This window comes from Companilactobacillus suantsaicola (genome assembly GCF_004745525.1).
Classification (GTDB): Bacteria; Bacillota; Bacilli; order Lactobacillales; family Lactobacillaceae; genus Companilactobacillus; species Companilactobacillus suantsaicola.
Genome location: NZ_RKLY01000015.1, coordinates 1 through 12,499, shown reverse-complemented (window position 1 = coordinate 12,499; position 12,499 = coordinate 1). Strand labels below are relative to the sequence as shown.

Annotated in this window: 14 protein-coding genes; 6 read left to right on the top strand and 8 right to left on the bottom strand. The window is 35.9% G+C overall.

Annotated features, from left to right (window positions below):
- Nucleotides 1–19 precede the first annotated feature (19 nt).
- The 3 genes from EGT49_RS12455 to EGT49_RS06860 all read right to left on the bottom strand — a co-directional run bounded on the left by EGT49_RS12455 (nucleotide 20) and on the right by EGT49_RS06860 (nucleotide 5,027).
- Nucleotides 20–1,711 carry a collagen-binding domain-containing protein gene (locus EGT49_RS12455; protein WP_167849778.1) on the bottom strand — a complete coding sequence of 564 codons (1,692 nt, stop codon included), beginning with the start codon at nucleotides 1,709–1,711 and terminating at the stop codon, nucleotides 20–22.
- Nucleotides 1,712–2,452: 741 nt separating this feature from the next.
- Entirely contained in the window at nucleotides 2,453–2,773 is a 321-nt protein-coding gene (locus tag EGT49_RS06865; RefSeq protein WP_135372812.1) for a hypothetical protein, read from the bottom strand.
- Between the two features lie 58 nt (nucleotides 2,774–2,831).
- Nucleotides 2,832–5,027: a Tex family protein gene (locus tag EGT49_RS06860; protein WP_135372810.1), complete on the bottom strand. Its 2,196-nt coding sequence runs from the start codon at nucleotides 5,025–5,027 to the stop codon at nucleotides 2,832–2,834.
- Between the two features lie 136 nt (nucleotides 5,028–5,163).
- On the opposite strand from EGT49_RS06860, the gene EGT49_RS06855 reads away from it, so the two are divergent.
- Both EGT49_RS06855 and EGT49_RS06850 read left to right on the top strand, forming a co-directional pair.
- Nucleotides 5,164–5,526 (top strand): hypothetical protein, encoded by a 363-nt coding sequence (locus tag EGT49_RS06855; protein WP_135372808.1) that lies wholly within the window; start codon nucleotides 5,164–5,166, stop codon nucleotides 5,524–5,526.
- On the top strand, nucleotides 5,519–6,001 hold the full coding sequence (locus tag EGT49_RS06850; RefSeq protein WP_135372806.1) for a helix-turn-helix domain-containing protein: 483 nt from the start codon (nucleotides 5,519–5,521) through the stop codon (nucleotides 5,999–6,001). The genes EGT49_RS06855 and EGT49_RS06850 overlap by 8 nt, the downstream gene beginning before the upstream one ends.
- Here the strand turns inward: EGT49_RS06850 and EGT49_RS06845 are convergent.
- On the bottom strand, nucleotides 5,988–6,677 hold the full coding sequence (locus EGT49_RS06845; RefSeq protein ID WP_135372804.1) for a TraX family protein: 690 nt from the start codon (nucleotides 6,675–6,677) through the stop codon (nucleotides 5,988–5,990). The two genes, EGT49_RS06850 and EGT49_RS06845, sit on opposite strands and share 14 nt — an antisense overlap.
- Before the next feature lie 189 nt (nucleotides 6,678–6,866).
- On the opposite strand from EGT49_RS06845, the gene EGT49_RS06840 reads away from it, so the two are divergent.
- Both EGT49_RS06840 and EGT49_RS06835 read left to right on the top strand, forming a co-directional pair.
- Entirely contained in the window at nucleotides 6,867–7,172 is a 306-nt protein-coding gene (locus EGT49_RS06840) for a hypothetical protein (RefSeq protein ID WP_135372802.1), read from the top strand.
- Between the two features lie 391 nt (nucleotides 7,173–7,563).
- A complete protein-coding gene (locus EGT49_RS06835) occupies nucleotides 7,564–8,115 on the top strand; it encodes a hypothetical protein (protein ID WP_135372800.1) in 552 nt (183 codons plus the stop codon).
- Between the two features lie 234 nt (nucleotides 8,116–8,349).
- Here EGT49_RS06835 and EGT49_RS06830 read toward each other — a convergent pair whose 3' ends face one another.
- On the bottom strand, nucleotides 8,350–8,919 hold the full coding sequence (locus EGT49_RS06830; protein ID WP_246013811.1) for a winged helix-turn-helix domain-containing protein: 570 nt from the start codon (nucleotides 8,917–8,919) through the stop codon (nucleotides 8,350–8,352).
- Between the two features lie 113 nt (nucleotides 8,920–9,032).
- Between EGT49_RS06830 and EGT49_RS12620 the strand changes: the two genes are divergently transcribed.
- Complete coding sequence (locus tag EGT49_RS12620) at nucleotides 9,033–9,659, top strand: MFS transporter (protein ID WP_246013810.1); 627 nt, start codon at nucleotides 9,033–9,035, stop codon at nucleotides 9,657–9,659.
- 5 nt (nucleotides 9,660–9,664) lie between these two features.
- Nucleotides 9,665–10,267, top strand: a complete 603-nt coding sequence (locus tag EGT49_RS12615; RefSeq protein ID WP_246013809.1) for an MFS transporter — start codon at nucleotides 9,665–9,667, stop codon at nucleotides 10,265–10,267.
- 305 nt (nucleotides 10,268–10,572) lie between these two features.
- Here EGT49_RS12615 and EGT49_RS06820 read toward each other — a convergent pair whose 3' ends face one another.
- The 3 genes from EGT49_RS06820 to EGT49_RS06810 form a co-directional block, all read right to left on the bottom strand.
- Nucleotides 10,573–10,956 carry a VOC family protein gene (locus EGT49_RS06820; RefSeq protein WP_135372798.1) on the bottom strand — a complete coding sequence of 128 codons (384 nt, stop codon included), beginning with the start codon at nucleotides 10,954–10,956 and terminating at the stop codon, nucleotides 10,573–10,575.
- Nucleotides 10,957–11,093: 137 nt separating this feature from the next.
- Nucleotides 11,094–11,915, bottom strand: a complete 822-nt coding sequence (locus tag EGT49_RS06815; RefSeq protein ID WP_135372796.1) for a Cof-type HAD-IIB family hydrolase — start codon at nucleotides 11,913–11,915, stop codon at nucleotides 11,094–11,096.
- Between the two features lie 89 nt (nucleotides 11,916–12,004).
- Nucleotides 12,005–12,319 (bottom strand): bacteriocin immunity protein, encoded by a 315-nt coding sequence (locus tag EGT49_RS06810; RefSeq protein WP_167849777.1) that lies wholly within the window; start codon nucleotides 12,317–12,319, stop codon nucleotides 12,005–12,007.
- Between the last annotated feature and the right edge of the window lie 180 nt (nucleotides 12,320–12,499).

Below are 12,499 nucleotides of genomic sequence, written 5' to 3'. Positions count from 1 at the left end.
AGTCAATACAATACTTTTTTTAAGCTTTAAATCTTCTAACTAACACTATTAAACTTAGCATAGCCATCCCTAAAACTGAAATTACAATACCTTTATTGTTACCAGCTTGTGGTAATCTTCCACCTTGACTGGTTGGGACACTTGATCTAGTCGTTGGAAACAGTGAACTTTGATTCATCAACGGTGTCTTTTCGTTAACAGTACCAGGAACACTGGGCTTAATTGAACTATTCAAATCGAGTTCTTTATCTTCTAAGCCACCTTCTGTACCGCCATTGATAATTATTTGTTGGTCGTCGTCGTCATCTTCTTCAAAGTTCTTACCTGGATCAATTCCGAAACCGGGGTCGACTGATAGATCAGGATTGATTGGTGTTTCTTCCTCCTCATCCTCAACGTCTTCTTCTTCTTCTGTTTCACCATCAGTATCAGGATCTACTGTAAACCCGGGGTCAACAACTTGTTCTTCTTCCTCTTCTTCGTCATCTTCTTCATCTGGATCAACGTCAGGGTCTGGTTTTGAACTTTCATCTGGGTCGACTGAGAATCCAGGATCAACTGTTAATTCTTTTTCGTCAGGTTCTTCTGGTGACGTAACAATATTGTTGTTATCCTGTAAATCCCAACGGTGAGTTTCACCACCAACAACATTCACTTCATTTGCAACAATGTTGCCATCTAAATTGTGATGCACATTGATAGTAGCATCTGGTGCCAAAACGCTCCCTTGGAAAGTATTGTTCATTTCAATCGCACCAGTAAATTGCTTGTTGCTACTTGAACTGTCATAGAAGTTCCATAGCAAATGATTGTCATCAAAGTATTCTGTTTCTTGATTTGGTCTTTCAACTGGTCCATCTTCACCATTATTGAATCGCAACTTGATTTGTGAATTCATTTGGTAAGGATTTTGGTCTTTAGTATCAACGTTAATAATTACTGAAGTTCCACCAGCATCAGCTGATAAACCGGAAATTGTCAACGGTGTATTACTGTTTAATACTTCTGGCGCAAGATTAATTACAATCTGGTTATTACTACCAACTTGGAAATCACTGAGATCGATCACGCGGTGATTGTGATCTTCAAAACTATCATTAGTAATAGTTTCTCCATTGGCAATAGCATAGTTAGCAGATTTGCCTTCTAATTTAGCAAATTCTTGAGCAAAGTCGATATATTCATTCGTATCTTTATCTTGATAAATTTCGTCATTTAATAAATGGCTGATAGTTGTCCCATTTACCAATGGTGCATTATCACCTAGTTCAACATCATTTACTTCACCAAAAATCACTTTATTTGTACGGTGATCGTTTGCGCTGACAAAAGAACTTTCAGCCATATTTTTAACTACTTGAATATAAGAAATATCTTTATCCAATAGTTTTTCGTCGGTAATATTAGTCCCAAAATTAACATTCCCGAACAATGTTTTTGCGGCAACGTTGCCGTTAGTATGTGCATTCAGAGTAGCTTCATTAACAAAAATATGGAATTTGGATGCATAACCCAAATTGTTCTTGGATACATCAGTAAAGTCATCACTGACGTGTCCACCATTTTGAACTTCTGGATTAAGTGATTTTCCAGAAAAATTTTGAATAGATACAATTGCATTATCGTCAGCTTTTACATTTGTGATTCCCATCCCAGATAATACAACAGCACTGATTGCAACACATGATAAAATATTTATTCTTTTTTTCATTAAGCTTAGTTGTTACTCCCTTATTAATTTTCAACGATTATTATTATCTTATGAAAACAATAAGTTTTTTGTTCAAGTTATGAAAAATCTTTTTTCTGAAAATGAATAAATTGTTTTATTTGAATTGAAGTTGGGGTGGCGTTTAACTGCCGTCTTCCGCACAAAACCTGTGATGGACTGGAACGCTGCCGGCGCTATTTTGAGCTTTTTCAAGCCCAGAAAAATCTCAAAACTAGGCCTTATTCTAAGCGCTAAAGCGCTAAGAATAATTTGGCGGCTGAGCCATCACAGGTTTTGTGCTCCAGACTAAATCCTATTCTTAGTTTTTTAGTGATTCATTCTGATCTAGTTAACCAGTTCTATTTTTAATTGAATATACTTTCTTTTATAGAGAAAAACAGCACCTATTTTCTAGTCTTCGAAACTTAATTCGTTCACTATAAAAATAGGTGCCGTTATTTTTTGTCATAAATCATATAGGAAAAATCCTGAATAGAACAGTTATTCCTAAATGAATGGAAAGTAAACAATCAATAGATCCGTTAATTAGTCCGGAGCAACAAACTCGATTTGGGCTCAGATGTGAAATTGACTTGGTGCTTTAGCACCTAGACAAAGGCCAATCTTGGAGACAATTCCCGGTTTTGGAATTGGCTTCAAGTTGTGCCCACATCGTTCCAGTCCCAAATCGAGTTTGTTGCGGAGGACGGCAGTTAAACAAAAAAATCAAAAAGAACCATCCTACCAAAACTGGACTCGTAGATTGCCGACTCCGTATGACCACTGATAAGGTCCTGAACGGGCAATTTTTGTTAACTCATTGATCATATCTAATACTTTATGATCATATTCTTTCCCCAAATTTAACTTAGTTGATAGTGTCCAAAGCGTTATACCATTAACCGTTTTGGCTGCCACTATTTCGGCTGGTTGATCATCATTCAGTGCTTGACCAGCTTTTACCAAAATTTGCATGACGTTTGAATCAACTTTTCTAATTTTAAAGATTTGATACATTTCATCGACTATCTCAAAGACTCGCTTTGAATTCTCATCTTCCAATATATCGATCCCCCTTAACTTATTTGATTAGGTTACAAACTAAGTATATCACTGGAGATTACTTATCCCGTTTACGACGCATAGTCAATTGGATACGATTCCTTTCTTCATCAACATCCAAAACCCAAACTGTTACAATGTCTCCAATCGTCACTACAGTACTTGGATCACTGACAAAATGATCAGATAGTTGTGAAATATGAACTAAACCGTCTTGTTTAACACCAATGTCGACGAAAGCTCCAAAATCAATGACATTTCTGACTGTTCCTTGCAGTTCCATCCCTGGTTTTAAATCAGCCATTGTTAAAACATCTTGGCGAAGTAAAGGAGCAGGCATACTGTCACGCATATCTCGTCCCGGTTTACTTAAACCTGAGATAATATCGCTCAAAGTTGCATCCCCAATATTTAATTCTTGAGAAACTTTAGTTTTATCTAGTTTGCTCAAACGTTGTTGTAATTTAGTTGAACCAATCTCTTTTGCGGTTTCATCAATACTTTCAAGTAATTGTCTCGTTGCGGCATAACTCTCCGGATGAATATCAGTATTATCTAGAGGATTACTTCCATCGATAATTCTTAAAAAACCGACTGCTTGTTGATAAGCCTTTGGTCCTAAACGAGGAACATCTTTTAAGGATTGACGATCCACAAAAGTACCTTTTTCGTTTCGAAATTTAACGATATTCTTAGCCGTTGTGGCTGTTAAACCAGAAATATGCATCAACAATTCGGGACTGGCGGTATTGACGTTGACACCGACTTGGTTAACTGCCGTTTCAACGACTCGATCCAATTGTTCATCTAGTTCTTTTTCAGGAACATCGTGTTGGTATTGACCGACTCCGATAGCTTTAGGATCAACCTTGATCAATTCAGCTAGAGGATCTTGCAAACGACGTCCGATACTGACAGCTGAACGTTCTTCAACGTGTAAATCAGCGAATTCTGCTCTAGCATTGGCACTGGCAGAATAAACTGAAGCTCCAGCTTCATTGACGATAACGTAATAAACTGGATGATCCAAAGTCTTCAAAATTTCACTGACGAATTCCTCTGATTCACGACTGGCCGTTCCATTACCGATGGCAATCATTTGAACGTGATACTTTTCAATCAGTTTTTTAAACTCCGGACCGGCGGCGTCACGAAGTTTCTGACTAGCTGGTTTGTGGGGATAAATTACTTGTTTAGTTAAAAAACGGCCCGATTCATCCATAATTGCTAACTTACAGCCCGTCCGATAAGCTGGGTCGAATCCCATGACGATTTTGCCCTTCAATGGTGCTTGCATCAACAAATGATATAAGTTATTGCCAAAGACTTGAATCGCATGAGTATCCGCTGTATCTGAAATCTTTCGCCGCAATTCCCGTTCGATCGCTGGTCCTAAGAAACGTTTGTAGGCGTCACTAAAAGCAGCGTCAATTTTTTCAACCGCAGGCCCCTGTCTTTTACCGACAATTCGTGAATGACCGTAATCTAAAATTCTAGTTGCATCAACATCAATCCCCACGGTCAAAATTTTTTCTCGTTCACCACGATTAATGGCCAACACGCGATAAGGTGGAATTTGCTTCAAATTTTGAGTGAAATCATAATACGTGGCGTAGACTTGTTGCTCATCTTTTTCTTTTGCCCCACGTTTTACCTTGCTGGTGAGTTCACCATGTTGCCAAGTGTACTTTCTAATGGAGTCACGAAAGTCAGCACGTTCACTGAAAGTTTCTGCCAAAATTTCATGAACACCTGCCCAAACCGAATCAAGGTCGGGTAATTTCTTATCAGCATTTACAAATAATTTAGCTTTCTCATCGAGACCTTTTTGAGGAAATGTCAACAACCAATCCGCTAAAGGATTAAGGCCCGCCTCTTTGGCAATCGTAGCTTTTGTGCGCCGCTTTTGCTTGTATGGCAGATACAGATCCTCAACCTGTTGCAGTACAGTCGCCTGTTCTAACTCATGCTTTAACTTGGGCGTCAATTTACCCTGTTCATCGATTAATTTCAAAACGTCGTCACGTCTTTGATTTAGTTTCATCAAACGATGGGTTTCATCTTCAATTTCTCGAATAGCAACTTCATCAAGAGTTCCCGTCCGCTCTTTTCGATAACGTGCAATAAACGGCACAGTGTTACCTTCATCTAAAAGTGTCAAAACAGCTTGAATTTGTTGAACACGATATTGACTGAGCTGTTTTTGAACCGGCTCAGCTAATTGTGACATCGTTACTTCTTCTTTAGTTGCCATAACTTCCTCCAATTGATTATTCTCAGGAATATATCATACCACTAAATTATCGAGAAATAATCGCTTTCAATTCTATTGCTTAAATCAATCAACCACTTCATAATGATGATAAAGAGGTTCAACCTGGAGGGCAATTATGGATGACGAAGACTTTTTGATGCGACAACTAAAATCCTTTGCGGAAGGCTTTGGCATGATGGTGGGCAAAAAAGGCCAAGCGAAAAGCGAAATTGTTTTTGAACAAAAGCAGAATCAAAATGGCAAAAACTACACTGATTTAGAAAATTTATTGCTGCATCACAAATATGAAACTGCTATTCAGTATACTTATGCCCAAAAATTCAACTTGAGTAATACCGAATACGTTCAACTTGGTAACTGGCTAATCAGCAAACTAGAATCTTTTTCTGACATGGATCAAACTCAATTGTTAGATTTGAGAAAAAATATCCAAAAAGTAGCTGACTCTACCCTTAATCAAGGTGGGCACAATGAATAATCTTGGCGAAAAAATCAAAACTGCGCGTCTAAATAAACATCTGACCCAGCAACAATTAGCTAATCAACTATTCGTCACTCCACAAGCCGTTTCCAAATGGGAAAATAATCAAGGCTCCCCTAGTCTGGATAAAATCAATGATTTATCACAAATACTTGGTAAAGAAATCAACTATTTTATTGGAAGTAACAACTCAGAAGATTCCCATGACGATAAAAGAAAATGGTGGCTACTCACGCTCAACAGTCTGTATTACATTGCAACTTTAATCATCAGTTTTAGCTTTAGTCCTAAAATTAATCATGATTTCTTCAGCATGATTGTCAGTACCATTATTTTCTTCATTATTTTGGCAAGTTTAATTTACCTATTTAACAAGTATCCCATCACCCATCTTGTGAGATATGCACTGATATTCGGTTTTTTCGATGTCCTTTGGCTAATCTGTATCCTAGCATTATTCATATTAAAATAAATTGCAATATACCTAACAACAATAAATGTAAAGGATAAAAAATATAGCAGACATAGCCACCGATTCGGCCTTTATTACCGTTATATAACGCTAGTAAAACGAATGCTAACTCAACACCAGATAAGAACCCTACCTCTGGTAGCATCAATAAATACCCTAGTGGCAATAATTTTTTATGCCCTCTGATTAAATAAAAGACAATTATTAAGAGAACACCTGGATAAACTCCCCAATCAATTTTTAAAAAGTACGCGACCACTAACAATCCTAAACTCAAAATCAATCCAAACCAGCGTTTCTTATTTTGCAAACTAACAATTATTAGTAGTCCTAGCAACAAAGTCCAAATCACATTTTGACTTTTAAGATTGATAAGTTTCCCTGAAGTTGCTAAATCAAAGGGAATCTCTGAAATAATCGCCAAATCTAACAATCTTTTGACATAGTTACTTAGGTTCTTCGTATGGAAAAATCCTTCAACGATAAAAAAGGCAAAGATTGGAAAAGTTATTTTACCTACAAAGGTCAGCGCATCGTATGATCGTAAATAGAGCCTGTGTATTTGTAACCAAGCAATTGAATGCTGCTCGATAATTACTGGATATATCAAAACTTTTGCTAAATGGTCACAAAGCATCGTTAACATTGCAATTATTTGTAATTTACTCTTATTCAAAAAATCACTCCCTGTCAGTTCTAATATCCGACAAAGGAGTGATTTTTACTATCAACTAATAGTTGAATTCACTCAACTGTTGGTTGGATCACTTTGCAACGATAACATAACGATATGTTATCTAACGAACTTGACCAAAATAACTATTTACAGTAAAACGGATTTAGAATCCAATTGAAAGGTCAAATTATGTACAACATAGAGATCAATCAAAGCGTGATGGCTCAATTGACTAAAAATGACAAAAAAGATTTCTCCCAAAAGATGATTGAAAAACTTAACACTAATCTGCAGAACGACTTTTATCGGATCAAGCCAATTCGGGAAATTTCTGATCAACATGCCTTCGAGATGCGAATTCATCTCGGCAAAAAGAATTTTCGATTTGCTTTTACCATTGAACAAAAAAACGTCAATATTTTTTATCTTAGCACCACGCTCGAAAAGAAAGAATTTGATAAGGAAGCTCAAAAAAATGAAACGAATCCAACGTAAGCAACTTCAAATTTTCTCAAGAAAAATTCTCAAGGCCCTCTTTCAACAATCACTTTCTATACTTTTAAAAAAGACCGCAGTATCAATGTGGTTGCCAGTGGAAATGATTATTTAGTCAAAGAAGTTGGTTTCAACCGACAAGTGTTTTCTGTCCATTCCAACAAAGAAATGTACAAATTAGTGAACAAATTAGCAAAGATTGAATTTTACCATAGTCAGACGCTGTATGTTTCTTTGGGATAACACTTATAGACTGGACTTTCTTACTAAAGAAAAGTAAAATTAAATTGATATGTAACAAGAGAATTCAAGTAACCACGTGACTAACCGAACCCGGTTAGTCAATTTTTATGTGGCGAAATGTTTTTCTAATAAAAAATGGAGTTCAAGTATGGATATTAAAGAATTAAATTTTGTCACTAAGGAAATCGAAAGTTTTTCTGGGTTGGAACACATTGGCAATGGAAAAAATGCTGATATAGAAGTCTACTTTCACTCCTTTATGACTTGGCTTGATTGGAATAATGTCTTAGATGTAATTAATAATTATAAAAATATTCACATGAACCTTCATTATGTGACATCACACGACTTTTTGGTCTGGTTACTGCACTATGGAGACGTTTACGATAACTTACTGCGACACTGTTTGCGAAACGATTCCGAGATCAATTACAAACAAGCTGCCCGTCAACTTTATCAAATGCGTCAGTTCCATCCCAAATTTTCTTTCACCATCGCTTTAACAACTCATCTCAAATCTTTTGATTTTTTATCTGACAATGACTTAGACAAATTCATACCCATCTTGGCAGAAATACCTAACAATCAAGGTCGGAAGAATGATGAATTTGTTAATTCTAAGTTGGGTGACAATATTTTTGATGCAATTTACAGCTTATCGAACTTTGCAGTTCAGCGTGTTGCTCAAGATTGCATTTAAAGAGCGGGACAGGACATAGTCAACTCTCGAGCATTAAGGCAAATAAGCCCAGGTAATCGCACTTTGATTACCTGGGCTTATTTGTTTTAAGCGCAAAGTTTATGTCCTGTTCCGCGTTTATACTGCAAATTTAGGCGTAAAAAATAGTTATAGCTGAAACGAGTTACACAAGTCCGGTGTGCAATTCGTGGAATAGGCTACCTGTCTGAGTCTAACTGGGCTTGTTCCACTCTCTTACCATTTTTCTAATTGAACCCTAACACGACGTTTTTCCTTAGCATCTGGATTAGGGTCATTTTCTTCGGCATGGCCTAGGACTTCAAATAAATCACTGATTAATTTCTTTTCACCTTCAGCTGAAAGATCAATTTCACTGTGTGATGACATGGCAATTGAATCATCTGATTCTTTTTTTAATTGATTCTTTAAAGCCTCAATTAATTCATGATGTTGCAGCATGACTAATTGCAATGTCTGCTCACCATGTTCTCTGATCCAATCATCCGAAAAATTAATAACATTATCTTCTTTAAAAGAATTGCTTTGTCCCTGTTGACTCAGATGTGAACTCGAATAATAATTCTCGGTCAAATTCTTGACCTTTTTTTGTCTAACTATCATTAACAGGTCAGCTTCAACCATCTTATTCAAAGTGTAGTAAAGCTTGTTGTTAGCAATTTTAGTTGCTTTAGAAATTTCTTTAGGTGTTAACCCATCTTTTTCCTGGGTGGCATTCAAAATTTTTCCAACTTTATCATCCACCATTAATTTAGCAAATTGGTCTACCGTGACTTTCGACATCATTTTCACCTCGTATTTAGCATAAATGTTTGACAAATTAAAATCAAACGGTTAAAGTTTGTTTATCATTTAAATTAATTTAAACGTTAAAACAAATTTTAACTGGAGTGATTTCTATGAAGAATTTATTACGTAACAAAGCTTTCTTAACCTTAACGAGTGTCGATTTGTTTGAGACTATCGGTATGAGTTTGTTCAATATCATACTTTTGACCTATGCTCGGACTTTTGCGCAAGCTCATTTAATGGTCTCACTAGTTTCAATTGCTACAGTTTTACCAGGGATTTTTGGTATCGTTACTGGACAAATTGCCGATCGAACAAGAAATAAACGTTTCTGGCTAGCATTCACCAAATTTACTCAAGCTCTACTCTATTTGTTACTGGCTCAACTGATCAATCAAAAACAAATTTTTATTTTATTGATTATCATTGCCATCAACATTGTTTCCGACTTGTTGGGAATGTACAACAATGGTTTAACAATGCCCATCATTCAACAAAAAATCGACGAAAATGAACAGGAACAAGCTATTGGTATCAACTCGGGAATTTTAACTATCATGCAGACGGTTGGCCAAGCTATCGGTATTTCCTTACTAGCCATCACTAAGGATTATCAATTAGCCGGTTACGTCAATGCGGTAACTTTTTTAATTGCCGGGGTCATAGTGCTAGTCGGTTACCAGAATTTAACTGTTAAAGAAGAAAAAAAGACTGCCCATCAGCTAAAAGACTCTTAAGACAAATGAAACAAACACTTGAAGCTAGTGCTGATATCAATGCTTGGGGGCTAGTTGGTAGTATTTTCTTTATCAACGCTGTTGGTTCATCACTGGATGCTATCATTAATCTGTATTTAGTTGATCAAGCACGCTATTTGCCCTTTTCTTTTAGCGTTAGTGTTTTCGTGATCAATACCGTTTTAGTAGTCGGTCAAATTTCTGGAAGTGTTTTACACTCCGGTTGGTTCAAAAAATTATCATTTAAAAGCGTGATGATAACCTGTGTCATTTCCTGGATCATCTTTTACTTAGATCTTTTAAATGGCTTTAATAGTTTTACAATTGTGATCATCACTATGGCAATCGGTGGATTCTGTATGGGTCAAGCCAATCCTAAACTGACCGCTGCGTTGTTAAAGACAGCTGAGCCAGACATCATCGGTAGTCTGACTGGTTTGATGAATACTATCTCAATTATTTCCATGCCACTAGGTACGATTGGTTTGGTTCTACTTTATAATTTAGTTAATCCTGCTAGTTCATACATCGTTTCAATGGTTCTACTTGCTTGTTCAGTAATCTGCTTATTCATTCCGCAAAAACAAGTAAAAACTGAATTAAACTAGGGAATGTGATTTTGCACGATAATTCAAATATTAAGACAAAAAGAGCAAGGTAATTAGCGTACGATTACCTTGCTCTTTTTAAAACCAATTGGTTGGATCTAAAATATCTAGAAATTTATCAAAGAAATATTCCCAAAATTCTGGTGTTTGACCGCGCTTTTTTGCGATTAACGTTTTTACTAAGGCGATAACAAACGAAATAATTGCATACAATAATACTAATAAAATTAAATACTTAAACATATAGTCATTTACCTACCTTAGTGAATAATTCTAACGAAATTTCTGTGATGAATCAAAGATACTTAAACTGTCAATTCAATTTGGTTTCCTTCAGGATCTAAGACGACACTTTCATAATAGCCATCCCCAGTTGTTCTTGGGCCACTCAAATGAGGATAACCGTCGGCCTCAATTTGACTAGAAACTTCATCAACTTTTTCTTTTGAACCAAGCGACATCGCCAAATGCATGTAGCCTAAAGGATAACCAGATAATTTTTCCGTATTTAAATCTTCACGAGTACATACTTCTAAACGAGCTCCATCTTGGAAAGTTAAAAAACGTGATGAAAAAGTTGTTTTGGAATTATGATATTTTTCTGAAGCAACGGCTCCAAAATATTTCTGATAAAATTCGACTGTTTTTTCTAAATTTTTTACAAATAAACCTACGTGTTCAATTTTCATGTTTATGCTTCCATCCTATCTACATAACTTTTTAAACTTAGTTAATTAAGTGTATTTAGAATATATCATTAAGTCCTAGTCTTGTCTATAATAAGACAAAGAAAAAAATACTAGACGATTTTGTCTAGTATTTTTTATTACAATACAAATTTATTAATTACTTCAGCCAAAGCATCATGATTATTATCAGCTTCTGTTACGTACTTAGCGGCAGCTTTAACGCTATCGATTCCATTGGCAACACTGACTGGCAAACCAACTGCTTTTAACATTGGCAAATCGTTACTGTTATCTCCTGCCGCAATGATTTCTTCTGGCTTGATTCCTAGCAACTCACCTAATTGAACTGAAGCACTTCCTTTGTCAATTCCAGCTGGATTAAATTCAACGTAACGATCAGATGAATATGTGACTGCTAATTTTGATGGATCAACTTGTTCTTCGACATCTGCACGCATTTGCTTTCTATCGTCCATCGTTGGTAAAGCCATGATAACTTTCATAACATTTTCATCTTTAAATTGTTCAAAATCAGGTTTATCTAAAACTTGGAAACTTACTCCACGATTTTTCAAATATGCTGAATCTTCTGGAACTGGGTTGTAGATATAAAGCACATCTTGAGTGTAAACGTGTGTAGCAGCTTTCTTATTCTTTGCTCCAGCTTCAAAAACACCTTTGGCAACTTCATATGGCATCGCATTGATGGCAATTGGTCGATTATTTTTATTTTCCAAAATTAATCCACCGTTATACGAAATCGAGTATTCATTAGCTTTATCACGTAACTCCATTTTTTCCAAATCATTTTGAAAAGAAGTGTAACTACGGCCAGAGTTTGGTACAAAGTGTACACCTTTAGCAGTGGCTGCCTTAATAGCCGCTGCATTTTTTTCTGATAAAGTCCCATCGTCATTCATCAATGTTTCATCTAAATCACAAACAATCATTTTATACATTTATCAATATCCCTCTCACTCTTAAATTACTATTTCACTGTATCGAAATAACTTGATGAATGCAAACGCTTACTAAATTTTCATAATGATTAATTGAACCAAATACCACTCAAAAAGGCTGCCGTAGCAATCCCATCATAAATATTCTTTTGATGAACAATTTCATTGTACAAGTCTAAGCCCGCTTTAGGTAAACTCTTATTTTCATTGTTCAATAACACTGCATGTAGTGACATTGACCGACATAGTCTTGAAGAAACCATATTACAATCATCACCATTATCAACATCGGTAGCAGCCTTCAAAATTAATTCCGACAACTGCTTATCCTGTTTGACTTCGGGATCTGAATAAGTTTTACTCAAACGGTCCATCATTAATTTTTCTCGTTCTTTTTGATTCATAAAAACCTCCTTAATCATCAATATGTAGATAATTGATCTGCAATCGATAATACAATTGTATCGCAAATTGCAAGAACAAGTTAGCCACTCCGAAAAAACAAAAAAAACTTAAGATCTATCAGGATTGGAGTGCCAGATTATTAGTAGCCGCAAGCCAAGGAGAATGCCTCCTGTGGCTTT

What these genes read in the sequence shown, in the direction of transcription:
- EGT49_RS12455 (WP_167849778.1), bottom strand. Translation starts at nt 1,711, where the DNA reads ATGAAAAAAAGAATAAATATTTTATCATGTGTTGCAATCAGTGCTGTT.
- EGT49_RS06860 (WP_135372810.1), bottom strand. Translation starts at nt 5,027, where the DNA reads ATGGCAACTAAAGAAGAAGTAACGATGTCACAATTAGCTGAGCCGGTT.
- EGT49_RS06855 (WP_135372808.1), top strand. Translation starts at nt 5,164, where the DNA reads ATGGATGACGAAGACTTTTTGATGCGACAACTAAAATCCTTTGCGGAA.
- EGT49_RS06850 (WP_135372806.1), top strand. Translation starts at nt 5,519, where the DNA reads ATGAATAATCTTGGCGAAAAAATCAAAACTGCGCGTCTAAATAAACAT.
- EGT49_RS06840 (WP_135372802.1), top strand. Translation starts at nt 6,867, where the DNA reads ATGTACAACATAGAGATCAATCAAAGCGTGATGGCTCAATTGACTAAA.
- EGT49_RS06835 (WP_135372800.1), top strand. Translation starts at nt 7,564, where the DNA reads ATGGATATTAAAGAATTAAATTTTGTCACTAAGGAAATCGAAAGTTTT.
- EGT49_RS06830 (WP_246013811.1), bottom strand. Translation starts at nt 8,919, where the DNA reads ATGATGTCGAAAGTCACGGTAGACCAATTTGCTAAATTAATGGTGGAT.
- EGT49_RS12620 (WP_246013810.1), top strand. Translation starts at nt 9,033, where the DNA reads ATGAAGAATTTATTACGTAACAAAGCTTTCTTAACCTTAACGAGTGTC.
- EGT49_RS12615 (WP_246013809.1), top strand. Translation starts at nt 9,665, where the DNA reads ATGAAACAAACACTTGAAGCTAGTGCTGATATCAATGCTTGGGGGCTA.
- EGT49_RS06820 (WP_135372798.1), bottom strand. Translation starts at nt 10,956, where the DNA reads ATGAAAATTGAACACGTAGGTTTATTTGTAAAAAATTTAGAAAAAACA.
- EGT49_RS06815 (WP_135372796.1), bottom strand. Translation starts at nt 11,915, where the DNA reads ATGTATAAAATGATTGTTTGTGATTTAGATGAAACATTGATGAATGAC.
- EGT49_RS06810 (WP_167849777.1), bottom strand. Translation starts at nt 12,319, where the DNA reads ATGAATCAAAAAGAACGAGAAAAATTAATGATGGACCGTTTGAGTAAA.